At 39.2% G+C, this 24,905-nt stretch carries 22 protein-coding genes and 1 tRNA gene; 13 read left to right on the plus strand and 10 right to left on the minus strand.

Features of this window, described 5'->3' with window-relative positions; all coding sequences use genetic code 11:
* Nucleotide 1: 1 nt before the first annotated feature.
* Nucleotides 2–1,357, plus strand: a complete 1,356-nt coding sequence (locus K2F45_RS20985; RefSeq protein ID WP_248932377.1) for a PepSY-associated TM helix domain-containing protein — start codon at nucleotides 2–4, stop codon at nucleotides 1,355–1,357.
* 73 nt (nucleotides 1,358–1,430) lie between these two features.
* Nucleotides 1,431–3,788: a TonB-dependent receptor domain-containing protein gene (locus tag K2F45_RS20990; RefSeq protein ID WP_248932378.1), complete on the plus strand. Its 2,358-nt coding sequence runs from the start codon at nucleotides 1,431–1,433 to the stop codon at nucleotides 3,786–3,788.
* 344 nt (nucleotides 3,789–4,132) lie between these two features.
* Here the strand turns inward: K2F45_RS20990 and K2F45_RS20995 are convergent, their stop codons facing one another.
* Nucleotides 4,133–4,480 (minus strand): winged helix-turn-helix transcriptional regulator, encoded by a 348-nt coding sequence (locus K2F45_RS20995; protein ID WP_075993765.1) that lies wholly within the window; start codon nucleotides 4,478–4,480, stop codon nucleotides 4,133–4,135.
* Between the two features lie 103 nt (nucleotides 4,481–4,583).
* Here K2F45_RS20995 and K2F45_RS21000 point away from each other — a divergent pair, with 103 nt between their 5' ends.
* A complete protein-coding gene (locus K2F45_RS21000; RefSeq protein WP_075993766.1) occupies nucleotides 4,584–5,471 on the plus strand; it encodes an NmrA family NAD(P)-binding protein in 888 nt (295 codons plus the stop codon).
* A gap of 206 nt (nucleotides 5,472–5,677) precedes the next feature.
* Here K2F45_RS21000 and K2F45_RS21005 read toward each other — a convergent pair whose 3' ends face one another.
* Nucleotides 5,678–8,491 carry a PAS domain S-box protein gene (locus K2F45_RS21005; protein WP_248932379.1) on the minus strand — a complete coding sequence of 938 codons (2,814 nt, stop codon included), beginning with the start codon at nucleotides 8,489–8,491 and terminating at the stop codon, nucleotides 5,678–5,680.
* A gap of 598 nt (nucleotides 8,492–9,089) precedes the next feature.
* On the opposite strand from K2F45_RS21005, the gene K2F45_RS21010 reads away from it, so the two are divergent.
* Together K2F45_RS21010 and K2F45_RS21015 are read left to right on the plus strand one after the other, a co-directional pair.
* Entirely contained in the window at nucleotides 9,090–9,812 is a 723-nt protein-coding gene (locus K2F45_RS21010; protein WP_248932380.1) for a ferritin-like domain-containing protein, read from the plus strand.
* Between the two features lie 21 nt (nucleotides 9,813–9,833).
* Nucleotides 9,834–10,667 carry a ferritin-like domain-containing protein gene (locus K2F45_RS21015; protein WP_075993771.1) on the plus strand — a complete coding sequence of 278 codons (834 nt, stop codon included), beginning with the start codon at nucleotides 9,834–9,836 and terminating at the stop codon, nucleotides 10,665–10,667.
* Between the two features lie 69 nt (nucleotides 10,668–10,736).
* Here the strand turns inward: K2F45_RS21015 and K2F45_RS21020 are convergent, their stop codons facing one another.
* The 3 genes from K2F45_RS21020 to K2F45_RS21030 all read right to left on the minus strand — a co-directional run bounded on the left by K2F45_RS21020 (nucleotide 10,737) and on the right by K2F45_RS21030 (nucleotide 12,814).
* On the minus strand, nucleotides 10,737–11,573 hold the full coding sequence (locus tag K2F45_RS21020; protein WP_075993772.1) for an anti-sigma factor: 837 nt from the start codon (nucleotides 11,571–11,573) through the stop codon (nucleotides 10,737–10,739).
* 2 nt (nucleotides 11,574–11,575) lie between these two features.
* Entirely contained in the window at nucleotides 11,576–12,142 is a 567-nt protein-coding gene (locus K2F45_RS21025; RefSeq protein ID WP_075993773.1) for an RNA polymerase sigma factor, read from the minus strand.
* A gap of 297 nt (nucleotides 12,143–12,439) precedes the next feature.
* Nucleotides 12,440–12,814 (minus strand): hypothetical protein, encoded by a 375-nt coding sequence (locus K2F45_RS21030; protein WP_248932381.1) that lies wholly within the window; start codon nucleotides 12,812–12,814, stop codon nucleotides 12,440–12,442.
* Between the two features lie 385 nt (nucleotides 12,815–13,199).
* On the opposite strand from K2F45_RS21030, the gene K2F45_RS21035 reads away from it, so the two are divergent.
* The 4 genes from K2F45_RS21035 (at nucleotide 13,200) to K2F45_RS21050 (ending at nucleotide 16,324) form a co-directional block, all read left to right on the plus strand.
* A complete protein-coding gene (locus K2F45_RS21035; RefSeq protein WP_248932382.1) occupies nucleotides 13,200–14,189 on the plus strand; it encodes a preprotein translocase subunit SecD in 990 nt (329 codons plus the stop codon).
* A 162-nt stretch (nucleotides 14,190–14,351) separates the two neighbouring features.
* Nucleotides 14,352–14,795, plus strand: coding sequence for a hypothetical protein (locus K2F45_RS21040; RefSeq protein ID WP_248932383.1), 444 nt, complete (start codon nucleotides 14,352–14,354; stop codon nucleotides 14,793–14,795).
* Between the two features lie 194 nt (nucleotides 14,796–14,989).
* On the plus strand, nucleotides 14,990–16,048 hold the full coding sequence (locus K2F45_RS21045; protein ID WP_248932384.1) for a hypothetical protein: 1,059 nt from the start codon (nucleotides 14,990–14,992) through the stop codon (nucleotides 16,046–16,048).
* Between the two features lie 194 nt (nucleotides 16,049–16,242).
* A tRNA-Leu gene (locus K2F45_RS21050) sits at nucleotides 16,243–16,324 on the plus strand.
* A gap of 64 nt (nucleotides 16,325–16,388) precedes the next feature.
* Here K2F45_RS21050 and K2F45_RS21055 read toward each other — a convergent pair.
* Both K2F45_RS21055 and K2F45_RS21060 read right to left on the minus strand, forming a co-directional pair.
* Complete coding sequence (locus K2F45_RS21055; protein WP_075993777.1) at nucleotides 16,389–16,772, minus strand: hypothetical protein; 384 nt, start codon at nucleotides 16,770–16,772, stop codon at nucleotides 16,389–16,391.
* 249 nt (nucleotides 16,773–17,021) lie between these two features.
* Nucleotides 17,022–17,990 (minus strand): ROK family protein, encoded by a 969-nt coding sequence (locus tag K2F45_RS21060; protein ID WP_075993778.1) that lies wholly within the window; start codon nucleotides 17,988–17,990, stop codon nucleotides 17,022–17,024.
* 257 nt (nucleotides 17,991–18,247) lie between these two features.
* Between K2F45_RS21060 and K2F45_RS21065 the strand changes: the two genes are divergently transcribed.
* The gene (locus tag K2F45_RS21065) at nucleotides 18,248–19,540 is read left to right on the plus strand and encodes a TIGR00341 family protein (RefSeq protein ID WP_075993779.1); all 1,293 of its coding nucleotides are present in this window, start codon (nucleotides 18,248–18,250) and stop codon (nucleotides 19,538–19,540) included.
* 143 nt (nucleotides 19,541–19,683) lie between these two features.
* Here the strand turns inward: K2F45_RS21065 and K2F45_RS21070 are convergent, their stop codons facing one another.
* A complete protein-coding gene (locus K2F45_RS21070; RefSeq protein ID WP_075993780.1) occupies nucleotides 19,684–20,376 on the minus strand; it encodes a CPBP family intramembrane glutamic endopeptidase in 693 nt (230 codons plus the stop codon).
* A 76-nt stretch (nucleotides 20,377–20,452) separates the two neighbouring features.
* Here K2F45_RS21070 and K2F45_RS21075 point away from each other — a divergent pair, with 76 nt between their 5' ends.
* Nucleotides 20,453–20,902 carry a helix-turn-helix domain-containing protein gene (locus K2F45_RS21075; protein WP_172840727.1) on the plus strand — a complete coding sequence of 150 codons (450 nt, stop codon included), beginning with the start codon at nucleotides 20,453–20,455 and terminating at the stop codon, nucleotides 20,900–20,902.
* A gap of 13 nt (nucleotides 20,903–20,915) precedes the next feature.
* On the opposite strand, the gene K2F45_RS21080 is transcribed toward K2F45_RS21075, so the two are convergent.
* Nucleotides 20,916–21,407 (minus strand): hypothetical protein, encoded by a 492-nt coding sequence (locus K2F45_RS21080; protein WP_075993782.1) that lies wholly within the window; start codon nucleotides 21,405–21,407, stop codon nucleotides 20,916–20,918.
* 169 nt (nucleotides 21,408–21,576) lie between these two features.
* On the opposite strand from K2F45_RS21080, the gene folE reads away from it, so the two are divergent.
* Together folE and K2F45_RS21090 are read left to right on the plus strand one after the other, a co-directional pair.
* Entirely contained in the window at nucleotides 21,577–22,248 is a 672-nt protein-coding gene (gene folE / locus K2F45_RS21085; RefSeq protein WP_075993783.1) for a GTP cyclohydrolase I FolE, read from the plus strand.
* Between the two features lie 66 nt (nucleotides 22,249–22,314).
* A complete protein-coding gene (locus K2F45_RS21090; RefSeq protein WP_075993784.1) occupies nucleotides 22,315–23,325 on the plus strand; it encodes a CobW family GTP-binding protein in 1,011 nt (336 codons plus the stop codon).
* A 91-nt stretch (nucleotides 23,326–23,416) separates the two neighbouring features.
* Here the strand turns inward: K2F45_RS21090 and K2F45_RS21095 are convergent, their stop codons facing one another.
* On the minus strand, nucleotides 23,417–24,904 hold the full coding sequence (locus K2F45_RS21095) for a SusD/RagB family nutrient-binding outer membrane lipoprotein (protein WP_248932385.1): 1,488 nt from the start codon (nucleotides 24,902–24,904) through the stop codon (nucleotides 23,417–23,419).
* Between the last annotated feature and the right edge of the window lies 1 nt (nucleotide 24,905).

The raw sequence follows: 24,905 nt of genomic DNA on the forward strand, positions 1-24,905 counted from the left end.
CATGGCCGTAAGAAAGAAGAAAAATAATTCGCTGTTCAGGCAGATCAATAATTGGTTGCACCTTTGGCTGGGATTAATTTCAGGTAGTATTGTATTTGTGATCTGCCTGATGGCCTGCCTTTGGGTTTTTAACCATGAGATTATCGATCTTGTTATTCCGAAAAAAGAAAGGCAATATATCCTTGCTTCCAGCCAGTCCTTGATTTCGCCCTCAAGGATTGTCGGAATAGCAGACTCACTCTATCCTAATGCTGTAATAAGGGGCATTACCTATACCCGGGATCACCCCATTTCCTTTACCCTCAAAAAAAAGGAGCAAGAGAGCAAAGGCAGAGAAGCTAATTCAAAAGCAAACGCACAGGTGCATCTATTACACCCATATACAGGCCAATATCTAGGTTTGCAAACAGAAGACAATTCCAAGGAAGCGCAGTTAAGAGAAAAATTGAACAGCTTTTTTGCATGGACGCTGAGTGGACACCGTTTTCTGTGGCTTCCCAGAGAAATTGGTCGCCCCATTGTAAACTATGCAACCTTGGTCTTTAGTATTACTTTAATCACAGGAGTGGTCTGGTGGTATCCAAAAAAATGGACAAAATCAACTCGGGAAAAAAGCTTTCGGATCAAATGGAAAGCTGGTTGGAAAAGAATTAATTTGGATCTGCATAATGTGGTTGGCTTTTATTCTTTTATTTTGATTCTATTATTGGCCATAACTGGAATGTATTATGGTATCGAGTGGTTTAACAGAGCCTTGTATTGGTCAACAAACTGGGGAACGCCGCTAGCCGAAAGAACTTCTGTCCAATCCGATTCAACAAAAATTGGTCAAATAACCCTTTTTTCGACAGCTTTTGATCGCGAGATTGAGACGATTTTAACCCAATATAAAGATCCACACTACTTGACAATCACCTATCCAGACAAGGAAAAAAAGGACGCTACGATTTCGGTCTATATTCGCAATGACATGGATCGACAGTATAACAATCGCTATTATTCATTCGATCAGTATACCGGGGCATTTCTACCCAATAACATTTCTTTATTCAACAAGGATTTTGCCGAATTAAGTGCAGGTGAAAAATTCAGAAGACTCAATTACGATATTCATGTGGGGTCAATTTGGGGATTCCCCACAAAAATGCTGGCTTTTGTACTCACCTTTATAGCAGGTACGCTTCCTATTACAGGCTTCATTATATGGTACAATCGCAAATGGGGAAAGAAAAAAGGCAGCAATAAATTGGGCAGGGAGTTGCATAGCGGGGAAGAAATGGACGTATCAAATACGAACATACAAACAACAATACGAAAACCACCGATTCGTTTCCTTCCAAAATCCACAAACCTTTAGGTTTTCGAACCACTACTATTTAATTTATGCTTAAACCGGTTCTTTCTCGAAGAGGACAAGGGACACGATTATTATGACGAAATCTACATTATTATCTATATTACTTTCAGGCGCTGCCACTGGACTTGTCGCGCAAACAAAGTTATCTGGAAAAATATTTGACAAAGACGGGCATCCAATCAAAGGTGCCACAGCCAGTCTTTTACATTTAGCTGATTCTTCCCTGATCATGCAGGCAGATGCAGCTAAGGATGGCTCATTTCTACTACATACGCCTAAAAATGGAAATTATCTTATACGCTATAGTTCAATCGGCTACACAACAGTACATAGTCGAGCATACCAGTTAGCTGGAACCGAACACACAGCGCCCCCCATTTTTTTACAACCAGTTGAACATCTGATGGAAACCGTACATGTTATTGGAAAGCAAGCTAGTGTACGTCAGTATGCCGATAAAATGGTAGTTGATGTCGAAGGAAGTGTATTAGCTGAAGGCAACAATGTCCTCGAATTATTGGAGAAAACACCGGGTCTTGTTTCGGATGGGAAAGGAAACTTTTCAATTCAGGGTCGCGCAGGTGCTAACGTACGCATTAATGGACGTGATATGTATGTGTCCGGTGAACAGCTTGCCAGTATTTTACGCGGACTGCAAGCATCCGAAGTCTCCAAACTTGAACTGATCAGTAACCCTTCGGCACGTGAAGATGCCGCGGGAACTGCCGGCATAATTAATATTGTGACCAAGCGAAATGCAAAGGCCGGCTTTGGGGGTGATGCCTTCATTCGAGCTGGACAGGGCCGACAATTTTATGGTGGTTTGGGCGGTGGATTACACTACAAGGTGAATGGGCTAGATATGTACTTGCAGGGAAATAAGAGCTATGATCGGGGTAATAGCCATAATCTTACAGAAAGAAGTTTTTTTAACCAGGGTAATTTAACCTCCTTTCAGAGACAACACGAACGTAAGAAATTAGATGATGCCAGTTTTCATAGTGTTCGTGCTGGGGCAAAATATGAATTTTCGGATGGTGGAGTTTTGGATGGAAGTGTACACTGGATGACGGGCAATTATAAACCCTATGCATCTATCGAGATGGATACCTGGGATTATCCAGCCAATATTCAGACAGCGCATGCAATCAGTAACAACCGTTTTGACGAGTCGTTTAAAAACTGGACATTTAATATCAATTATATTAATAAATACGAAGGAGAAGATCACTTTTTAAAATTCAACTTTGACTTTGCTCCACACGGAAACGATTATAATAACCGGTTTGAAACCGATCAGTTTAATTTGCAAACAAACACGCAATCTTCAACAGGGAGGACAAATATTCAGGACTTGAGTAATACGACCTATTCCGGAAGACTTGACTACAGTAAACAGTTAACAGATTCAAGCAAAATTGAGCTCGGCTGGAAAGGAACGTATTTTTTTATCAACAACGATGTCATAAATACGCTATTGGATAATGGCAAATGGATACAGGACAATGCTACCTCCAATCGCTTTCAATACACGCAGCATATCGAAGCGTTATATGCCATCTACTCTGGCAAATACAAACGAATAGAATATCAGGCTGGCCTGCGGGGAGAATATACATTTATAAATGCCAATCAGGTCACGTTGGACAAAAAAAATGACCAGCGCTATTTTGATCTGTTTCCAAGTGGATCATTGCTATATCATCTAAATGAGAAAAATACACTAAGAACATCCTTTAGCAGCCGTATTGAAAGACCGGGTGATCATGACATCAACGTATTTCGAATTTACGAAGATGCCTATAGCTACAATGAAGGAAATCCTGACCTGAAACCCGAGAAAAGCTATATTACGGAAATTGGTCACGGTTATAGGAACAAATTGTTCACCACAGTAGGTATTTCATATGGACGTGACATGATCAACTGGATTATCCGCCAAGGCGATAAAGTTGGTGAAAACTTGTCGAGACCAGAGAACATTGGACGCTATATGAACTACAGCGCAAGTGTAATGTATAACCAAACATTACGGTCATGGTGGACAGCAAGTCACTATATCAATGCATTTTACAACAACTATTCCGGAGAAATTGGAAATGTAAACCTAGATTCTAAAGGCTCAAGCTGGACAGCGAACAGCCGGCATACGCTGCAATTTAAATATGGATTTCGCAGCGAAATTGCATTTTATTATCGATCGGGAATTACTACTGGACCTTCCCGAACCGATAAAAGGTATGGTATAGATGTCGCCGCGGAGAAAAAAATGTTTGGAGATCGCGGCATGATCAAACTGACCGCAAATGGTCTGCTCAGAAATGCGAACCCGCAGTTGGTTAGTGAATATGGAGACCTTAAGGTATTTTATGCTGACTTTCCGGACAACAGAAAAGTCTTATTGTCGCTGAGCTACCGATTTGGAGACTAAAGAAGGTGGACCTGCAATTTTGTCATATTAAGTAGACTGGCATAAAAAATGTAATACTATAAATTCATAATTTAGGTTTATAATTGGTTAGTTAAAACGCTTGAATTTCCCCGATTCAAGCGTTTTTTGTTCCTAAAAATTAGCTTATAGGGTCTAGGAGACCTTCATCGGTATTCGCCATTGCCACCGGTCTACCTTGTATCTTCCAAGCCGGGAAATAATAAAACCTGAAAAATGGAAACACATTACAAAAATCACATTATATTAAACCTATATCCTGGCGAAAAGCATCTGCATTTGTCAAACAATCTTATCTTTAATAGCGATAGGAAAACGGTAAATGATTATTGATTTTCAAGTGCCCAATTGGCCATTGCCTGAATAACAGGAAATAAACCTACCCCTGCCGGACTTAATCGGTAGATCACAAAAGGCGGAACAACGGGTTTTGCCTCCCTTAAGATCAATCCATCCGCTTCCAATTGTTTTAAACTCTGAATGAGCATTTTTTCTGTAATTGCAGGGATACATTTTTTAAGTTCACTATATCTCTTACAATCCGTAGACAGATGATAGATAATAATTGGTTTCCAATATCCGCCGATCTTATCCATTGTGAAAGTTACAGGGCATAATTCCGCTGCAATTTTTTTGTTTTCCTGAATCGTCGATGTCTCCTTAATTGCTGTCATGATTGTCTTGTTTTTGCGTTCAGTACACTTACTATAGGGTAAGTACTTCCTTAAAAGAAAGTACAAATGTACTTTTGTATTATCACATATAAAAAATTAAACGATGAAAATTACAATAACAGGTTCTTTAGGAAATATAGGCAGACATTTAGTCGATATTCTTATCAAACAAGGTCATGAGGTAAGTGTAATCAGCAGTTCTCCTGAAAGAGCGAGCGAAATTGAACATTTGGGCGCTAAAGCGCTTATTGGTTCTATCTTAGATGGTCCTTTTTTAACCGCGAGTTTTTCAGGTGCAGATGCTGCTTTTCTGATGACTCCTCCCAATTTAGGTGGCCAACATATTGTTGAGAATACCGCAAATGCAGGAAAAGCCTACGCGACAGCCATAAAGTCGGCTGGCTTAAAAAAAATAGTGATGTTAAGCAGCGTTGGTGCTGATTTTGATGCTGGAACAGGACCAATTCGCGGTTTGCACCAAATTGAAGAGATATACAAAACACTACGCGATGTTCATATCACCTTTTTGCGTGCCGGATATTTCTACACGAATTTTTATAACGATATTCCATTAATCAAAAACGCAGGTATTGAAGGATCAAACTTCCCTGCAGAGCTAAAAATTCCATTGGTTGATCCTTTAGATATTGCTACTGCCGCAGCCGATGCGCTCCAAAATTCAGAAGTTGGACATCACGTGCGTTATATTGTTAGCGATTATGTTTCAGGAGCAGAAATTGCCCACACATTGGGAGATGCTATTGGTAATCCAAACCTGCCATGGATTGAATTTACCGACGAACAAGCTTTGGACGGTATGTTAAAGGCGGGACTTCCAACAGAAATTGCATCACTCTATGTAGAGATGGGGCAGGCAATCCGTGCAGGAAAATTACAACAAGATTTTGAAATTCAGGGTCAGCCTATCTATGGTAAGATCCAATTAAATCATTTTGCCATTGATTTTGCTAAACGATTCCAAAAACTATAGATCAATAAAAAAGGGTATTTTAAGTTGTAATAACTAATAAGATCGGCCCTTTTTTATTAAATTTAATAGAGATGAGCAGGATAATCAATCGGACTCATCGCTATTAAATCTATTGAACTAAACATCCTGCGCAGCTCTCTGAATAGGCTATGAAAAGCTTGAACTTCCTTCGTATCATACCATTAAAATTATCCATGTGCCTAAAGTTAAACGGAAATACTCTTTATTAAAACAGAATACAGGTCCTCAGGTTTAACAGGTTTGATTAACCAATAATTTATCGCCAGAGAATGACAAAGCGGTTCTATATCTTTCTCTTCAGCACTAAAAATGGGAATGATGTTCTGCTCAAAATTGTTATTAAATTTTTTTTCGCGAATATTCTTTATTGTTTCGATACCACTGATAATAGGCAATTGATTGTCGATCAAGATAGCGTCAAAACAGCGCCCCCCTTTTAACATCTGTAATACTTCAAATCCAGTTTTTGCCTGTACGCAATCAATATTCTTTAAGGATAACATCCGAGCCAAAGCATTTCGTTCAGATTCTTCTTCTGCAACAACGAGTACATTCTTTATTTTTTTCAATTCCTCCCACTCATTTATTTCCCAGATAGAACGCACCTGAATATTGAAAAAGAAACGGCTGCCAACACCTAAAGTGCTTTCCAATTTCAATTCACTATCCATCATTTTAAGCAGTTTATTGGATATAGTCAATCCTAATCCAGTTCCGCCATAACGTTTAGTCATCGAGTTATCTTCTTGCGTAAACGCATCAAATATCCGCTCCAATTTATCCGCTTTAATACCTATGCCTGTATCTTTGACACTAAAGCACAGAACAGCCTGGTCAGCATCATGTGATTCTACTGTAATGCTTAGTTCAATGGTTCCTTTCTCGGTAAATTTTGTGGCATTACTTAATAAATTCATCAATACTTGCTTGATGCGAAGAGCGTCAACCCAGATGTAATGTGGTACATCGGCCGCGATATTCAGATAAAACGCTAGATTTTTGGTTTTGATCTGCAGATTAAGAAAGTTCGTCAACTGAATAACCAGGTCGTGGAGATCGGTCTGTTCAATTTCCAGTTCTAACTTTCCGGCTTCAATTTTAGAGAAGTCCAAAATGTCGTTTACGATCCCAAGCAATAAATTAGCGGATTGATCAACGATCGTAAGGTATTCCCGTTGCGTATCCTCCAATGCTGTTCCAAGCAATAGATCGGTAAAGCCAACAATGCCATTCAGCGGTGTACGAAGTTCGTGGCTCATATTTGCCAAAAATTGTGATTTTGCTGCATTTGCCTGCTCGGCTACTAATTTTGCCTTTTCCAGCTCCTCGCGTTGATGAATAATCCGACTAATATCTGTCGCAATCGCAAGATAACCGATGACATTGTCGTTAATATCCCTAATATGAGTAACTGCTAAGGAAACATATAATTGAGATCCATCTTTTCGACAATAGGTCCACTCGCGCTGCTCAGCACCGTGCAGCTCTGCCATATCTACAAAGAGCCGAAGTTTATCTACTGAATGTCCCAATTCGACCTCCAGTTCTTTCGCCCTCAAAACAAGTTCCTCTTCTAGATGAAAGTGTGCAAGACCAAATTTACCAATCACTTCTTCACTACGGTATCCCAAGAGGTTTTCGGCCCCTGTATTAAACAATGTAATTACACCAGCATTGTCGGTCGCAATAATACCGACAGCAGAGGTTGCTTCCAACACTTCTGCAAGTAATTTCTTTGAATTGGAAGACTCTGCTTCGATACGTTTACGCTTATCAATATCCTGAAAAGTACCGTATAAACGGACACAATGACCATTTTCAAAATCGGCATTTCCCAAGGCACGTATCCATAGTTCATGACCGGTGAAGGTGACAATCTCAAGTTCTAAATCCCAAGCTTCTCCCGTAGCGAGTGCGTGTTCAATTGCAGTCTGTATTTTTTTTCTACTTGATCCCTCTTTATAGAACTGTAATGCAGTTGTCAGATCTGGTTCATAGTCTTCAGGTGCTTCATGAATCTCTCTCGTAATTTCGGACCATACTATCTTCCCATCAGCAGGTGTATATTCCCAGCCCCCAATTCTAGCTACCCTTCCGGTCCGTATCAATGTGGCCTGTGCATGCTTAAGTTTCTTTTCTAGAAAATGTTCTTCTGTAATATCTACTGCATTACCAATCACATAAGGTATTTTTTTTTCACTGGCCTGGAGAATATTGTTAAACATCCAGATACGCATGTCACCCGAACGAGTCATGGTACGCATTTCTCCTTTGATTGTTCCATGCCGAACAATCGCATCCAGGTAGTTTTGTAAATTCTTGTGCCCCTCCGATGGAACAATATCAAAAAGTGATAATACCTGAATCTCATCTCTCGTATAGCCTAAGATCCTGGCTCCAGCATCATTGACGGTGATGAAATTCCCTTTCAGATCATGGGTACACATAAGCCCTTGAGAATTATCGAAAAATGCTTTCAGCTTTTGTTCACTTTCCTTGTATTTTTCTTTCTCCTTTCTGTTGATAATAAGCGTAACAACTTCATCCCGGAGAAGGGTTAGAATTTCTTTTTGATGCTGGTCGAGTTGCCTTGGAACCCGATCGATAACACATAGCGCACCTAAGGCATAGCCATTGGGATCGATTAAAGGTAAACCAGCATAATAACGGATATTTGGTTCTCGGGTAACAAGCTCATTGGATTTGAAACGTTCGTCTTTTTCAGCATCTTCAACTTCCATCAGTTGATCTTCTTCTAGGGTATACTGGCAGAAAGATACATCCCGTCTGGTTTCTTCAGTCTCCAAACCAACGCGCGACTTAAACCACTGTCTGTCTTTATCCACCAAAGAAATCAATGAAATAGGTGTACCACATACAAGCGATGCGATTTTCGTAATGCGGTCAAACTCTTCCTCGGTTGCGGTATTTAAAATTTCGTATTCGTGCAATATGCGAATCCGATCTGATTCATTCTTTGGGCATAATTTAGCAGTCATTCAAAAGCTTCTATTGTTATTAATGTTATCTTCGAATTCCTTATTGGTCCTCATGTATAGCTTGCTCTAGCGTACAAATGATTTTACACTATTTTTTAATCATTGATTTGAATCATTCCCACGCCCAACTAAAATATATTTTGTATTAACACTCCTGATTCTATGGTAAAACATCGAAAACCAGCGCTAGTAGCATGATAAATATAAACATGAACACCGCTACGTTAAAATAGTTTTAAATAAAAAAACAAACTATTAGATTAAAAGTCTACCAACAATAAGTACTCCACTCCCGCCTACCTTTTGCGCTTAAAATTATCCAAAGCCAACTGTTATCCTTTCCTAATAACACGCCATCTGAAACGAACATGCAATAAATGTAACGAATAATATATACCTGAGTCGATTGAAAATAGAAATCATCGAAATCTTTTAGGATTGTTCTGTCTTTGGCGCCCATAAAGGAGAAGATTATATCAGTTTTTCAATGCGAAAAAAATATTTTAAAAAAAATTGAACTTGTGAAATCCAAGCTTTCCAAAAAGTCGTAAATGGGTATAAGTACAGAGAAAAAATTATAAACTAAAAGACTTTTGTTATGGAAAAGATAACCTCCCACAACGAAACACTATTGAACTCCAATAGTGACATGGACAAAAGAGATCTCAGACGAAGAGACTTTTTAAAATATGCAGGAGCCAGCGCAGCGACATTAGCCATACTCGGTATGTCGAGCTGTAAAAAAGACCACGACGATGGTATGGATAACGGCGGCAAGGGCATGTATTTTGGCAGCGGCGACATTGCTATCCTAAATTATGCCTATGCACTTGAACAACTTGAAGCCGCATTCTACATCCAGTTAGTCAATAATCCCTATAACGGTATGACGGATATGGAAAAATCTTTTTTCACCGATATCCGTGATCATGAAATTGCACACCGTGAGTTTTTCAAAGTGGCCTTGGGTGCAAAAGCCATTTCAAGTCTCGAATTTAACCTAGCTGGCGTCAATTTCAGTAGCCGTGAAACAGTACTGGCAACAGCAAAAACATTTGAAGACCTTGGTGTTTCGGCCTACAATGGTGCTGGTTGGCTAATCAAAGATGTCAATTATTTACTATTGGCAGGTAAGATTGTTTCCGTTGAAGCACGACATGCTGCTTGGGTCAGGGATATGATCGACAACGGCAGTTTTGCCAATCAAGAAGTAGTGGATTCAAATGGTCTTGATCTCGCAAAGAGTCCAAGCGTGGTGCTTAGTGCCGCTGCACCATTTATTAAGTCCAAGATTGATGTTAGTGATCTACCAACCTATTAATTCACCCAAAATCTGATTATCATGAATCTCTTAAACGTTTTTGAACAAATAAATGCTGTAGATCCTGAATTCAGCGATCGTATCAGCCCTCGCCGTGAAGCAATCAAAAGTTTGGCTTCCATGAGTAAAAAAGTAACCTTGGCTGCCCTGCCCTTTATGATAGGTGAACTCTTTAAAAAAGCCTACGGTGCCACTGCGCCCACAGATGTAAATGGAGTACTCAACTATGCCTTGACATTGGAATATCTCGAAGCAGAATATTATACAATGGGTGTTGCCAAAGCAGGTCTTATCCCCACAGGTAAACCACTTGGTGCGATAACCACCATTCGTGACCATGAAGTTGCACATGTGAATTTTCTTAAACAGGTACTGGGAAGTAAAGCTGTTTCAAAACCAACCTTTGATTTTACTGCTGGTGGCACTTTTGGCAATGTTTTTAGTGACTATGATACATTTTTAGCTGTCGCACAAGCATTTGAAGATACTGGTGTAAGAGCTTATAAAGGCCAGGCGGGAATTTTACTTGGCAATCGCGTTGTACTGACTGCTGCGCTGCAGATCCATTCGGTTGAGGCAAGACATGCCTCCCATATCCGTCAAATGCGCCGTGCCCGCGGAGGTGGAGCCGCCAATCAAAAACCTTGGATTACGGGAGGCAATGACAGTGGTATAGGAGCAGTTGTCGATCCGGTATATGCAGGCGAAAATAATGTGACACAAGCGGGAGTGGATATTACGACTTTGCCAGGCGCCTCGGGGAAAATTTCGACCAATGCGGCAACCCAGTCATTCGACGAACCTCTAACTGCAGAAGCTGTACTTAATATTGCAGGTTTATTTATAAAATCCTAACAAAAGACGTAGTTTACCTGTTTTAGCGTGTCCTGATCGGTTTATCCCATCAGGGCATTTTTTTATATATTATATACTCCCCATCACACATAATGCACTGAGCGTTGGCGCATCTTTTCCGCCTTCATCTTCCAGTGTAATGGCAAAAGCCTGAGCTTGGGGAATATCGAGCATCTTACTTGCCGTGTCTCCTTTTGAATCCAATGGAAAAACACCTGCATTAACAGGTTTACCGTCAACCATCGCCCACAACTGATATTGCTTTCCTTTAGGTGCAACTGGCATGTGCTCAATGCTTAGATAAACTGCCTTTGATGCCTGATCCCAAAATACCAAGGCACGGTAATCGGGTTTACTTTCTACGCCCTTAAGAGGGATTGTTTTGATCGCTGGGTTTTGAACGAGTGCCCATTTGTTCTGTAATGTCGCTACTTTTTCTTGTTCAGCATCAAGTAAGGACGTCGTCTGATTTAACTTATTTGCTGTATCCTGTTTGCGTTGATATAAGAAAATATTAGCACCAATACTAACAGCTAACAATAGACTCGCTGCAACCGTCCACGTATAAGACCGAGCACCGAGCGTTTTCTTGTCGGCACCGATAGCAATTACTTCGCTATCGCCTGTCGAAGCGGGCGCGAGTACTTCGTTGACTTCCTGATCTTCGCTTGGCACAAGATTTTCCGCTATGAGTTTATTCCATATCTCTTGTTTGAACTGCATAGGCATCTCCATCGCTTGGCTATCAGCCAACTCTTCGAGTGCAATTTCTGCTTCGATGATGGCTTGTTCCACTTCGACATTATTTTTTCGAATACAATTCAAGATGCTCACTTCCTCTTCAGAAGCCAGCCCCAAAACGTACGATTCAATAATCCCCGACGATATGTATGCTCTAATATCCAAAATTAACGATACTCCTTTAGTAATTGTTGTAACTGTATAAATGCCGCTCTGGTACGAGTTTTTACCGTTCCCAGCGGGACATCAAGTTGTTCAGCTATTTCTTGTTGTGTATATCCTTCATAGTAGGCCATCTCAATCAAGATACGCCATTCAGGCTTCAATTTATCTAAAATATTTCTGAATCCAATAAAATCTGCTTTCGTATGTAGTTCGTCCTGACTTTGATCTTGTTCTTCCTCCCTATTTACGATATTTGAAAGCGGTTGGTTTTTCTGTTCGTTTACGATCGCTTTTGATTTTCGATGATCGAGGGCTGTATTACGGGCAATGTTGATCATCCAGGTATAAAGACGGCCTTTTTCAGCATCGAAAACATCGATGTGTCTCCAAATTTTGACAAATACGTCTTGTATGACTTCTTCCGCATGCTCAGTTGAAGCCACTATACGACAAACCACACCAAAGAGCGCATTGGCATAGTGATCGTAAAGATAACTAAAAGCCTGCTGATTCTTCTTTTTCAACAAAAGAATCAATGTTTCTTCAGAAAGATTGTGTAATGGACTCAAATTTCACGTTTATAATGATCTAAAGATGGATATTAAAAATCAGAAAAAAAAGCAACTAAAATAAAATAAGTTAAAGTACCTATAAAACAGGTTAAAATACCTACTATACCATAGCATTTATGCGGATAGCATTTGTTACTAATGTTTTACATTGCTCAATTCCTGTTTTTGGTTATTTAATTCCACTAGTAGTCCCACTAGAACGGGATCAATTTAACTTAATTAGGCCAGATAATCAGCTTGTAGTTTTCATTTTCGGCTAACCTGGTATACACAGTTAGATTTACTAAAATTTATCTAATAGCTTAATTTACAAGAAGAATTCCCCTTGGAAATTGGATTTATCCACAGCATATCACATGTTGCCAGATAAAATTCATCAATTAGCTGGATAATCAAATCATCTCTTTCGTTATTAACAGCTAGTCCCACCCAATTTTTTGAGGGAAGATATTTACTTCGGGTCCATTGAACGGGCTGTTCTATTTGTTTTTCTGAACGCAACCATTCTAATCCACTATCATTGAAATATATCTTTTCATTTGACAAATCCATCACGATGAAAGGTCTTTTCTTAAAATAGAAAATACTCATATCAAGATCTGCAATTACATTCATTCGAATATGTTTTTTGAGATGCACATATGCATTTATACGGGTTAGTGTTGACATCTATTTATCTTATTGGCTATAATAAAATCGTCATAAATTTCCATGAACATTCAAAGTAGGCGAAGTGTTCATCAGACGAGAATCAAAGATATTCGAACCAGCGGTCTAAGTGGGGGTATATTTTGTTCTAATAGGTGGAAAAAAATGTTAATGTAGGTTGAAAATACGACGGATAAAACCACTAATTTACCAAGCGAAAGGATATGCGTTAGTTTGCCCCCTTGCAGGTTTCGGCGAATCGTAAAATCCCTGCACGGATTGTAAATAACACCATTGAACCAGCGTTGCAATGGTTTAAATTTGATAAACAACAAAAGATATGCGGAAAGAAAGTAAAAGCACGTCATTCATTAAAAAAATTCTAGGCTTAATTAGTCTTATCCTTATGGTAACAAATAGTAAAGCACAGCAGGTCACGCACTATTTTCCAAGCGGAAAAGATAAGGCAAAGACAATCAGTGGACAGTATGGTGGTAATAGCGGAATTTGTCTTTTTGAAGATGGCAAATTTCTGTTATATGGTTATGCTACATCTGTTTTCGGGTCCTATGTTTTTGAAAAAGATTACCTGCTTTTCTATCCGGATGAGGCCCCTTTATTTCAACTGTATGGGCGTCACAATGCTAACTTCAAAGACAGTACTCGTTTCAATTTGGCAGGTTTTGAAGGCGGGAAAACCTATGTACAATTTGATAATGACAGTACACATCGGGTTTTCAATGACAAAGCAAACTGTTTCAGCCCCCCTTTTGTTCATCAGGAATCCAAACCGGTTCAATCGCTTAAGTTTATTGTACAAAATCAGTATATGGAAGATGATAGCACTTATCAAGTCTTTCAGTATACCAATGAAGGAAAATTCAATGATTTTATAGCTGCTTATAACAAGCCCCAACGTGCACGTCAAAATTTCAGCGCTTACCTATATTTGGCTGAAGGTAATAAATTAGCCATCAGGCTCTCCAATTATGGTGGAGAAAGAGGTTTTTTAAGAGAAAATCAAGACGGTTCAAATCAAGAGCATTGGAACGAAATATTGACCATGAAGAAGGATTATGATCAGTCAAACTATATCGACCCCACAGAAATATTTAGCAATGCACATTACACAATATTTTACCCTGACCTCGAACAGTACATTTTAGATCCTGTCACCAAAAGATATATCAGCAAGTTTGCATCAGACAATGAAGCTTTTTTTGCAGGAAATCCTGAGCAAGACGATCGGTATTTAAATAAGTACATCCGGCAGGGTCTGTCCTTTCTGCAAGATGAAAGATTCGATAAATCAAAACTAGCAAAGACCAGCTTATTCTATACGAGCTGTGACGAACCTGAAAAATCATATCATTATGAAAATGGATCACAGCAATAATTGCCCAAAAGCCACAGCAATGATTCAAATAGGATTTTAGCACTAATAAGCGTAACAAACAGTGGCATAAACGGCGATTAATACGAGCGTGACCTCTTAAATATGGCTTAATTTTGGTAGTAATAACTGGATAACATATACACTAGTTTTATTTCGGCAAAGATGATGAATTATATAACGATTATTATTGGACTGGGAATTTGCTCACTGGCAAGTTGTGCAACTCAAAAGGAAAGTATTGCAAATAGAAAAGAGACAGAAAGTGTATCCTTAGCTGAGGGACAAAGTATATCATTGCGAGAATATCCGATCAAGATCAAATTTAAAGGTATTTCAGAAGATAGCCGTTGCCCTGAAGGCGTCAACTGTATTTGGTCTGGAGTTGCGGTAGCAGAAATTGAGATCGCAGAAAAAGCAACCGAACCCATGATTATAAAGCTCGCCACAATAGATTTACAGGATAGAGGCTATCAAAGAACTGCCAATACCAACGGATATACCATTTCATTACAAGATATCGCCCCTTATCCGAACAAGGAACAAGGGACACAAACGCTACGGGGTAACTACAAAATCTCTGTTATCGTACAAAAAACTGTAAAATAAGCCCTTAGCAGTTTGCTAGCAATCGTCCTATGGCAATAGTCATTGAAGAATGACCCAATTCTATTGAAGAATGACTCAATTCTATTGAAGAATGACTCAATTCTTAAAAATACCAATACATATATTTTAATTATATGCATGGATACTTATTGGTTCATTCCTTGAAAAATAATACCTTTGCCAAAACCTCATTTATGAAAAAGTTTTTTAAATTTATTAAGATCACATTTTTTTCTATACTGGCCATTATTGGGCTATTATTCCTCTATTTTTTCATTTCCAATCGGATATTTATAGGAAATACCAATGCGGAAAATATAGCGTATCTCAAGCTCCATAAAACGGAGATTAAGGATCGTATTGTAGATTCTCTATTCGACAATAGCTTCTATAATTCGGATATTTTTTTACTTGGGGAAATTCATGGCTACGCAGACAATCAAAAGTTGGACAAAGAGCTGCTATTCTATTTGAACAAAAAACTCGGTGTTAAATATTACATTGCTGAGATGGATAGTACAAATGCCAATAAACTAAACAGCTTTTTATCCAAGCCCCTAAAAGATAACGCCCTACTGAAAGATGTGGTTAGCTCCATTCGCAAACGTATTCCGCAACAGTCTAGTTTAGAGCTATATCAAAAATGGGGTGAAATTTATGATTATAACCGTAACCTTGCCGATTCGGCAAAAATCACTGTTATTGGCATAGACAAAAGCTTTACAGCGGATAAATCTGACGTGTCCAGGGATTCAGCTATGCTATTAAATTTGGAAAATTATATGAAAGAACACCATATTAAAGGTAAAAAACTATATGGGCTATTTGGTTTCTTTCATGTTTTACAAAAAGGAAAGGATGCAACTAACGATCCTTTTGCTGCACGCTTGAAAAATAAAGGATATAAGGTATCTAGCTTTGTTAGTTATACCATTGCTAGTGAAATGTATCTCCCAAAGAATCCTCAATTTCCAACCCCTGCAGATGAAAAAGTAGATTGGGTAAATGCAAATGGCCCACTTATGCTCGTGAAAGGCATTCAGGATCTAAAAGAATTAAGTCGACCAAATAGTATATCATTGTTTAAACTCAATGCTGCACATTCACCCTATGCTACTTCTCAAAATTTAATAACTGTAAAATCACGGCTTTTTGGCGAAAATATCATACCCGCTGAGAAGACTCATACAACTGATTTTTTTCAATATGTATTTTTGTTGCGAAATTCAAAGGCCTTAACAAAACTTGATTAGGACAGCAAGCATTTCATCGAAAAATCGGGTAAACAGGCCGTCTGTAGATCATGTGATCAAAGAGACAAGTATCCTAATGAAAAATATTCCATTCATAAACAGGATGATCCATATTTAAAAGAAGGAATCTAGCTTATCGACTTGCAAGATATCACTTTGGTTTTTATATTTGCGACATCATAATAAATCCTAATGCGGAAGTGGCGTAATTGGTAGCCGCACCAGACTTAGGATCTGGCGCCGCGAGGCGTGGGGGTTCGAGTCCCTTCTTCCGCACAAAAAACTCCCGAGCTCATAAGTTCGGGAGTTTTTTTTAGAAATTAGTTCTTAGCTACACGATTTAAACCGACCAGTCAAATGGTTTTGTACAAGGATCGCATTCAAATTTTAAAACCTTGCCTAGACTTTTGGCTTTTTTTCCTTTTTTCACAAATACATACGCTAAATCTACATATTCTTCCACTTCCACTCCGCTTTCATCTCTACCTTTTACGATAACAGAATAATATTTCCCGTCAGGATATTGCTTGTAAAATACTTCGTTTACAGTAATCTTTTTTGGTGTTTGATTGTCGCAGCAGCTACACCACAAAATAACAATGGGCTCTTTCTTAAGATATGCTACTGCGGTTTCCGCTTGTTTTTGTGTTAGGGCCTGTAGTTGGTCGGCTTTTGAAAATAAGGCTGTGCATAGCAACAAAAGAAGAAAAACGGTCTTTTTCATACAAATAGTTTAAAGTTTAAAAGAATTCATCAGCAAAGACTATGCCTTTAGATACACGAAAAATAACAACAGCTTTCCTTAGGTATGAAATAGTCGGTTATTTCTTTGCCAATTCTGGGCAGTGTATTGGATTTCCCCTAACAGAAAGACCTTACAAATTTATAAATTAACAACTTAAAAAACCTGTTCTCAAGATACAAACGGTATCCCTAATAGATGGTGTTAGTATCTTGAGAACAAATTGATATTTTATTTTTCCCAAACCAATGCACTTGCGCCAAGAATAGCAGCATCAGCTTCTTCCAATTCACTAAAGACAAGTTTCACTTTATTCCTAAACAAAGGAAAAAGATTTCTTTCCATATGCAGCTTCGCAGGTTTTAAGATAAAATCACCAGCTTTAATTACCCCCCCAAATAGGAGAATTGCTTCAGGAGATGAAAACATCACAAAATTGGCCAAGGCTTCACCAAGCTTCTGCCCCGTATATCTAAATACTTCGATGGCAATTGCATCCCCTTTCAAAGCACATTCATGAACAGTCTTCGAATTTATAGCATCTTCTGGATACTGATTTAGCATCGACTCAGGAAACTCAGCTCTCATTTTCTTTGCCGTAATCGTTATTCCTGTCGCTGACGCATAGGCTTCTAAACTTCCTTCAGAACCTGTGCTCCAATGCTTCCTTCCTCCAGGTTTAACAATGGTATGGCCTAATTCTCCAGCAAATCCGTCATGACCATAGATAAGCTTTCCACCGGCGACGATACCGCTGCCGACACCTGTCCCTAGGGTAATCATAATAAAATCTTTCATTCCCCGCGCTGCACCAAAAAGCATTTCACCATAGGCTGCAGCATTGGCATCGTTGGTTATGGTACAGGGAATGTTAAACTTAGCGGTCATTAAATCACTGAATCGAATGACACCCTTCCAAGGAAGATTGGGCGCATGGTCTATGGTTCCAGTATAATAATTCGCATCCGGAGCACCGACGCCAATTCCATCAAAGCTATCTTTACCACCAAAATTTTCAATTAAAGGAGATGCTTTTTCATACAACGCATCGATAAAATCCTCTACTGTCTCATAATCATCTGTTTTTATGCTTCCCTTTTCAAGTACTTCACCGCGATGATTGACCACGCCAAATTTCGTATTGGTCCCTCCGATATCTATTCCCAACGCTACACGTCTTGATAAATCTATTAATGACATTTCTATTTCTTGTTTCTTAGTTCTAAAATTACTAAAAGATAATATTTTATGAGCAGTCGACAAAATCTTCTTGCCATTTTATACCTGTAGGGAACGCTATTTATGGTCACAAGCAATCCGATCAAAGTTGGATGTATCCGGCATCGCTACTTTATTTTATCGCCTACGCACAACAAATTACCAAAGGCGGCATAGTTTTAGCACATTAAGAATAGTTTAGGCCCTATATTTATATTTTTTAGTACAACAATAAATTTATGAATAAAATATTACGATTTTTTGATCTACACCAAGGTGAAGAAAAAAAGGAAGCTGTTCTGGAAAATGTTGTCAGTAATATTTCTTTTCGCGGAGCTAATGCCTGGATTCTAGCCTGCGCGATTGTAGTGGCGTCTGTTGGATTGAACGTAAATTCTACTGCCGTCATTATAGGAGCCATGCTGATATCTCCGTTAATGGGGCCAATAGTAGGAGCTGGATTCGCCTTAGGGACTTTTGACTTTCCGTTATTAAAAAAATCGCTAAAAAATCTACTGATCGCCACATTGATCAGCTTAGTCGTGTCGTTTATCTATTTTCTTTTAAGCCCCTTCAAAGAGGCACAATCTGAGTTACTAGCACGCACATCACCCAATATTTACGATGTCATGATTGCAATCTTCGGTGGTCTGGTCGGTGTCATAGCCATTACAAGAGTGGATAAGGGCAATCCAATTCCTGGAGTAGCAATTGCAACAGCCCTGATGCCTCCACTCTGTACCGCGGGCTATGGGCTCGCAATAGGCAATTTCAGCTTTTTCGCCGGCGCATTATTCCTGTATATAATAAACTGTGTTTTTATCTGCATTTCGACTTTTGTGATTGTCAAATATTTACGGTACCCCAAAACACATTATGTCGATCAGCAACGGGAAAAAAGAATTACACAAAGTATTACCATCATCACAATTATACTTGTATTGCCGAGCGTATATTTTGCATACAATCTACTGCAAGAAAAAAAATACACAAACAAAGTAAATCAGTTCGTTCAACAGGAATTGAGCAATAAAGGTTATACGGTTATTTATGAAAAACTGGAGATGAATGGTAATCCAAAGAAATTAGAACTGGCTTTCTTATCAAAAAAATTCAGCAAAAAAGAAGTTGAGTCTCTACAACACAGCATGGAAACATTTGGGATTACCAATACCTCGCTGGTTATTCATCAGGACAGTTTAGACCTAAAATCGAGTATTCTTAGCGAAATCGATAAGCGTACCGCTGCTGTAAGTGAAAAAGACCTTACCATAAGAGCGCTCAATAATGAACTTACCAAATACCAATTGGCCAATCCACAGCTCGATCGGGATATCTTGGTATTGTTTCCCGAGCTAAGCTCCTATAGCATTGGTATACAACAACATTACAGCAAAAAAGATAGCTTAGCCAACCTTGTCGCATTTATTTATTCTACCAAAACTCCGCTACCTCAAACACAACGGGAAAAGCTACAACAATGGCTACAAAATCATTTTCCGAAAGATAGTGTGGAAATTATACGTAAATAGACTTGAGTCAGCTCGTTCTATGCCGACAATCTGACGGTTTAAACAAGCGTAAGAGCTATGTTCCATCAGCAAAGAACGAATAGCGAAATACTCACATCCAAATAGAGAGCTTGATCAGCAAACCATAGGATGCGAGCCGACAGTCAGGACAAATTATCGGCAGCTTTTAGGTGTTTAAGAAAAATGCAGCACAACAGCGGAAAACCGATATAATAAGTAACGAGAACGAGCAAAGGCAAAATCCCCTCGGGTTTGACAGGATCTACTGCATACGTTTTTATCAGGAGCTGCAGACCGATATTTTTTTCTTTCGAAAATAGAATCATCGTTGCAAAATTATAACCAAAATGCAAAACGATCGGATACACTATTTTACTGGTTTTAATATAAATCTGCGCGAATAAATACCCCACTATACCAGTCGATACAAGGACTTCCAGCATCTTAAAAACCTGCCCCACGATACCGTACGAAAACCAGTGATAAATGCCAAAAGCCAGCGCTGTGATCAATGCAGCTTTCCCCTGACCACAGCGTCTCATAAGAATATATAATACGGCTCCCCTAAAGATCAATTCCTCAAATACTACCGCTTTTGATACGTAATAAAGACTGCCAAAAAAATCAGATACCGTATAATTCGGATTTAGTTGATACGGATTTCCGACTAAATAAGCAATACTCAAATAGAGAGCAGTAACGTATATTATGGGACCAAACAGACAAAACAGGAAAGATCCGACCTTTGAGGAAAACCCCAGAACCTGAAGGTTCCGCTTGCAAAAATAACCCAGCAAAAACTGGGAGACGACCAATTCAAGAGCAATAGCGATCATGATTTTTTTTACACAAAGCTATAGCCTTAAATCATTTAATTTCACGACATTTGAATACGCCGCAAAATGTCATAAAATGACCAATAAATCCAGCAAAGAGAAAATAGCGCTTTTGATCAAAAATGCCCGTATCAGTAAAGGATATTCCCAACAGCAACTTGCTGATCTTGTCAAACTGAATCTTCGATCTGTACAGCGCATCGAAAAAGCTGAGGTTCTACCAAGGGCTTATACCCTCAATTTAATGGCAGTGCAGCTTGATCTCGATATTGCACTATTGAAGGAAACCGAACCTGTACATGAGATCCTCGAGAAGAAAGTAGCACAACAAACAAAACCCGCGTTAAACAAAGCTCAAAAACTCATTGTGAGTATAACCTCAGGCATACTCGGCATTTTATTAATATCCGCCTTTCTTTCACAATCGACGAATTTTCCGGAGACAAGTTTCGAACTATTTTTACTGCTTGCGGTCGCTGTGCTTATCTATGGAATCATTCTTTGGTGGACCTGGCGGAATCGTTAGCTTTTGATAATCCCTACTGTTTTAAAAGAGCTGCATCTCTTATAAAGATTTCAACCCTGCTCCGATCTTTCTCATTTAATTTGACATAGCCTTTTACAATAACAGGATTCTCTTTTAACCACACTTTATTGTTGTCGCTCAGCGTAACCTCCACCATCGGTGGAATACCATTTTGGCCACAAAACATACATTGCTGCACTGGCAAGACCGACAAAAGGAACCTATTATGGCGAAGGCCGGCCCTTAACGGTACCATATAGCCTTGCAACTCTACCCTTGTTCCATCCAGTTTCGCAAGCTTACTCGGAAAATAAGGGGTGTAAACCGTCTTGCCATTAACCTTGTTCACTTTATAGAGCATGGTGTCAAAAGTTTTCCAAACCTCATTCATCATAGGCTTATGATCGACCAAATGTTGTGATTCCGTTACCCCTTGAGAAAAAACTGGATTAGTTTTACTTCCTGCAACAACAAACAAAAAAACTAGAATAAATTGCTTAAACATAACGCATTAAAGATTTACCTATCAAATATAGTTAAAAAACAGTAAAAGCAACTATATTGCATTTGATGATTTTTAATTATATTTATAATACGAATAGCACTATGAAATGGCAACTCCATTTGACAATAGACAAGAGGTATAATCAGCACGATTTGATAAAAATTAATTTATGAACACATTATTAAAAAAAGATGCAGCATCCAATCCGGAAGATTTAGGAGACCAACACATGATGACTTCAATGGATACTCCCCTGCGACCCGATGCATTTGATCGAACAGACGAAGAAAAAATCAGCAAGATATCTCAACTTTTTAAGGACATCATGTATGAACTTGGCCTCGACCTACAAGATGACAGTCTGAGCGGAACGCCCCATCGTGTAGCAAAAATGTATATCAACGAATTGTTCCATGGCCTTAACCCGGTTAACAAGCCCAAGCTGTCCACCTTCGAAAATCGCTATGGCTACAATAAGCTCTTGATAGAAAAAGACATACGGGTAAATTCAGCCTGTGAACACCATTTTTTACCAATTGTGGGACGGGCACATATAGGCTATATCCCCAAAGACCGCGTAATAGGGCTGTCAAAAATAAACCGTATTGTAGACTATTATGCGCATCGGCCACAGGTGCAGGAACGCCTTACTTTACAGATTTACAATGAACTCAGATCTACCTTATCAACAGATGATATCATTGTTGTGATTGATGCAGATCATCTGTGTGTTTCCGCAAGGGGTGTCAAAGACACCAGCAGCAGTACAACAACACTGGAATACAGCGGTATATTCTTATCAGAAAGTAAACGCAACGAATTTTTCAATTTATTGAAATAAGGTCTGCCTTTCCCCGACTTTCGTTGGGGAGATACCAAAAGCAGATTAAATGTATAATCATCGCAAATGAATACAGCCCATGCTCGCCCAGTAACCATTTTAACTGGCTTTTTAGGTGCAGGAAAGACGACTTTTCTAAATGCGCTAATGAAATCCTATCCGAAAAAACGCTTTGCTATCATTGAAAATGAGATAGGACAACTAAATATAGATAGTTCCTTGCTCAATGAAAACTATGGACAATTGGTAGCGCTCCAAGAGGGGTGCATCTGTTGTACGATGAACGATGAACTTTACACCGCACTCGAATCGCTCTATCAAAAACAGGACAGCTTTGATGAACTCGTTATTGAATGTACAGGTCTTGCCATACCCGATGCTTTAACAGAACCTTTTACAAGGCATCCAGTGTTTAAGAACTACTTCCCATTAAAAAAGATTATTTGCTTGGTTGATGCTGCACTTATTGAAGATCAGATCAAGGAAAGGGATGAAGTGTTACGGCAAATCACGGCTGCCGACGTCATTGTCATTAACAAAACCGAAGCGGTACATTCAGCATATTTGAGCTATTTAAGCGACTACTTAGCACATGTAAACCCATTAGCGCAAACTCTCCAGTCAACAGTAACGGAGGGGTTTCCTTTCGAAATAATTGAGGAAATAAAGTACACAAAAAAAATAGAGGCCTTTTCTTTTCTGAAGAACGTTAATCTAAGCAGTTCACTGATACTTGGCAAATCAAGTCTGGCAAAACAACATCTGAGCGATATTGCAACGCGCGCCTATACTTTTGCTGAAGAATTTAATTTCGTAAACCTATTTCTCGGTTTGAGCAAACTCGTCGGCAAGTATCCAAACAAAATTTACCGAATGAAGGGAATTGGTTATAAAAAAGATGAAGACAAAAAAATCATTATACAGACCGTCGGTTCACGTGTCGATATCGACTACGGTAACCATTGGAAACAGGATGAAAGAAAAATGAATACACTGGTATTTATTGGAAAAGAACTGGATAGTCTCTCCATACAAGATCTCCTGATACGTATGTTGACCATCAAAGAGAAGCAATAAACGATTTATAGAAACAATTGTCTACGTAAAAAGACCTCTCGGACACAAATCCGAGAGGTCTTTCCATGACTAATTACGCTTACTTTGTATTTTATTTAATAAGCCAAATAATGTCATTTTGGGTATCTGATCCATTAAACTGACGTTGCAAAGCTTCTTTCAAGTAAGTTTCGTTGGTACTGTATTCGGTCTTCGGATATGCCCACCGTTTCGGTATCTGGTTATTATTGGCATTCGAAGGTCCTATATCAAAAACTGGCACTCCTGTCCGGCGCTGCTCAAAAAATGCCTGTTTTCCTGAGTTTTCAAAAAATGCCACATACTTTTGTGTTAAGATCTGCTTTAACCCTTCCGCATTGTTCCCTTTGTAAGGATTTGCCTGTAAGAATAAATTGATCTTGTCTTGAGAAACTCCGTAAAACAGCATCGACTGACTTATCCCCGACTGAAATCTTACCGCAGCATCTCCGCTAGCCCAACCGCGATTGATACCTTCTGCAAGGGCAAATTGGACTTCGGAGGCACCAAGTTGAATAGATGGAACCCCAGACGGCGAAGCGAGCCAATAATCGAAATTGATCATAGACAGCTGTCCATCCGCAGCTTGTTTTAGCAAGGTACTCTGTAGGTCGCCTGTTTTCCCGCCATTGTATACGTCGAAGGGGCGCGTAGGATCAGAAGGCATCGCCGAAGCCGGCAGTGCCTGAATCAACAATCTTGGATCCTGTAAAGTCTTTAAAATATTCAGATAGGTTGCTCCCAACGTGTTTCGCACATCCTTTTTTATAATCACACCGTCTGTTGGCCATAGCGGATAGGTGTTAATATTATTGTAAAGGAGTTGAAAATTATCCCGATTTTCAAGAATCAGCGGGTATTTGGTAGGATTTGCCAAAACTTCAGCAAAGCGTTCCTTCACCCGCAATGCGGGACTATCATCGGCACGTTTGCTGAGGCTAATTAAAACACGTAGCTTAAACGAGTTGACCAGCTTCTGCCACTGCTCAGGCTTGCCATTGTAAAAGAAATCGCCATCTAATATATTGCCTTTTTCTTTGAGATTTGCCAGTTCATTATTTGCCTCCTCAAGCCAGCTAAGCACTTGCTGGTATACCTCCAACTGGGTATTGTATTTAGGGGCAAAATTGCCAGCTGATTCACCTTGCAGAGCCTCTGTCAATGGAATATCACCAAACATTTCAGTCGTTCGAGCAAAGAAATAAGCCTTGAAAAATTTGGCCATGGTCATATAAGCAGCACTCAATTCAGGAGTTTTCGCAGCTTCGATTTCCATACGGTACACATCACGCAATATACCATAGGGCGTTTCAAAAGAGCCTGTAGTCCATCCATAAGGCTGCCCCGCATAATAGGCTTCATTTTGTGTCATATACTGATTATGTCGATGATCTTCACTCCATGGCGCATCATAAGAACGCATGAGTATTCCCGTAAACAAAAGTTTTGGAGCAGGATTATATACAGCCGCAGGGTCTTTTTGTAGATCCGTTATCTTTTTACAGGAACTGAAAGAACACCCGAACAGGAGAAGAATGAGAGTGGATTTAAAGTACTTCATT

This window comes from Sphingobacterium siyangense (assembly GCF_023277505.1).
GTDB lineage: Bacteria > Bacteroidota > Bacteroidia > Sphingobacteriales > Sphingobacteriaceae > Sphingobacterium > Sphingobacterium siyangense.

Coding starts and splice junctions, on each gene's coding strand:
- K2F45_RS20990 (WP_248932378.1), top strand. CDS start 1,431: ATGACGAAATCTACATTATTATCTATATTACTTTCAGGCGCTGCCACT.
- K2F45_RS20995 (WP_075993765.1), bottom strand. CDS start 4,480: ATGACAGCAATTAAGGAGACATCGACGATTCAGGAAAACAAAAAAATT.
- K2F45_RS21070 (WP_075993780.1), bottom strand. CDS start 20,376: ATGATCGCTATTGCTCTTGAATTGGTCGTCTCCCAGTTTTTGCTGGGT.
- K2F45_RS21075 (WP_172840727.1), top strand. CDS start 20,453: ATGACCAATAAATCCAGCAAAGAGAAAATAGCGCTTTTGATCAAAAAT.
- K2F45_RS21000 (WP_075993766.1), top strand. CDS start 4,584: ATGAAAATTACAATAACAGGTTCTTTAGGAAATATAGGCAGACATTTA.
- K2F45_RS21055 (WP_075993777.1), bottom strand. CDS start 16,772: ATGAAAAAGACCGTTTTTCTTCTTTTGTTGCTATGCACAGCCTTATTT.
- K2F45_RS21045 (WP_248932384.1), top strand. CDS start 14,990: ATGAAAAAGTTTTTTAAATTTATTAAGATCACATTTTTTTCTATACTG.
- K2F45_RS20985 (WP_248932377.1), top strand. CDS start 2: ATGGCCGTAAGAAAGAAGAAAAATAATTCGCTGTTCAGGCAGATCAAT.
- K2F45_RS21080 (WP_075993782.1), bottom strand. CDS start 21,407: ATGTTTAAGCAATTTATTCTAGTTTTTTTGTTTGTTGTTGCAGGAAGT.
- folE (WP_075993783.1), top strand. CDS start 21,577: ATGAACACATTATTAAAAAAAGATGCAGCATCCAATCCGGAAGATTTA.
- K2F45_RS21035 (WP_248932382.1), top strand. CDS start 13,200: ATGGTAACAAATAGTAAAGCACAGCAGGTCACGCACTATTTTCCAAGC.
- K2F45_RS21060 (WP_075993778.1), bottom strand. CDS start 17,990: ATGTCATTAATAGATTTATCAAGACGTGTAGCGTTGGGAATAGATATC.
- K2F45_RS21065 (WP_075993779.1), top strand. CDS start 18,248: ATGAATAAAATATTACGATTTTTTGATCTACACCAAGGTGAAGAAAAA.
- K2F45_RS21005 (WP_248932379.1), bottom strand. CDS start 8,491: ATGACTGCTAAATTATGCCCAAAGAATGAATCAGATCGGATTCGCATA.
- K2F45_RS21010 (WP_248932380.1), top strand. CDS start 9,090: ATGGAAAAGATAACCTCCCACAACGAAACACTATTGAACTCCAATAGT.
- K2F45_RS21015 (WP_075993771.1), top strand. CDS start 9,834: ATGAATCTCTTAAACGTTTTTGAACAAATAAATGCTGTAGATCCTGAA.
- K2F45_RS21095 (WP_248932385.1), bottom strand. CDS start 24,904: ATGAAGTACTTTAAATCCACTCTCATTCTTCTCCTGTTCGGGTGTTCT.
- K2F45_RS21090 (WP_075993784.1), top strand. CDS start 22,315: ATGAATACAGCCCATGCTCGCCCAGTAACCATTTTAACTGGCTTTTTA.
- K2F45_RS21040 (WP_248932383.1), top strand. CDS start 14,352: ATGATGAATTATATAACGATTATTATTGGACTGGGAATTTGCTCACTG.
- K2F45_RS21030 (WP_248932381.1), bottom strand. CDS start 12,814: ATGTCAACACTAACCCGTATAAATGCATATGTGCATCTCAAAAAACAT.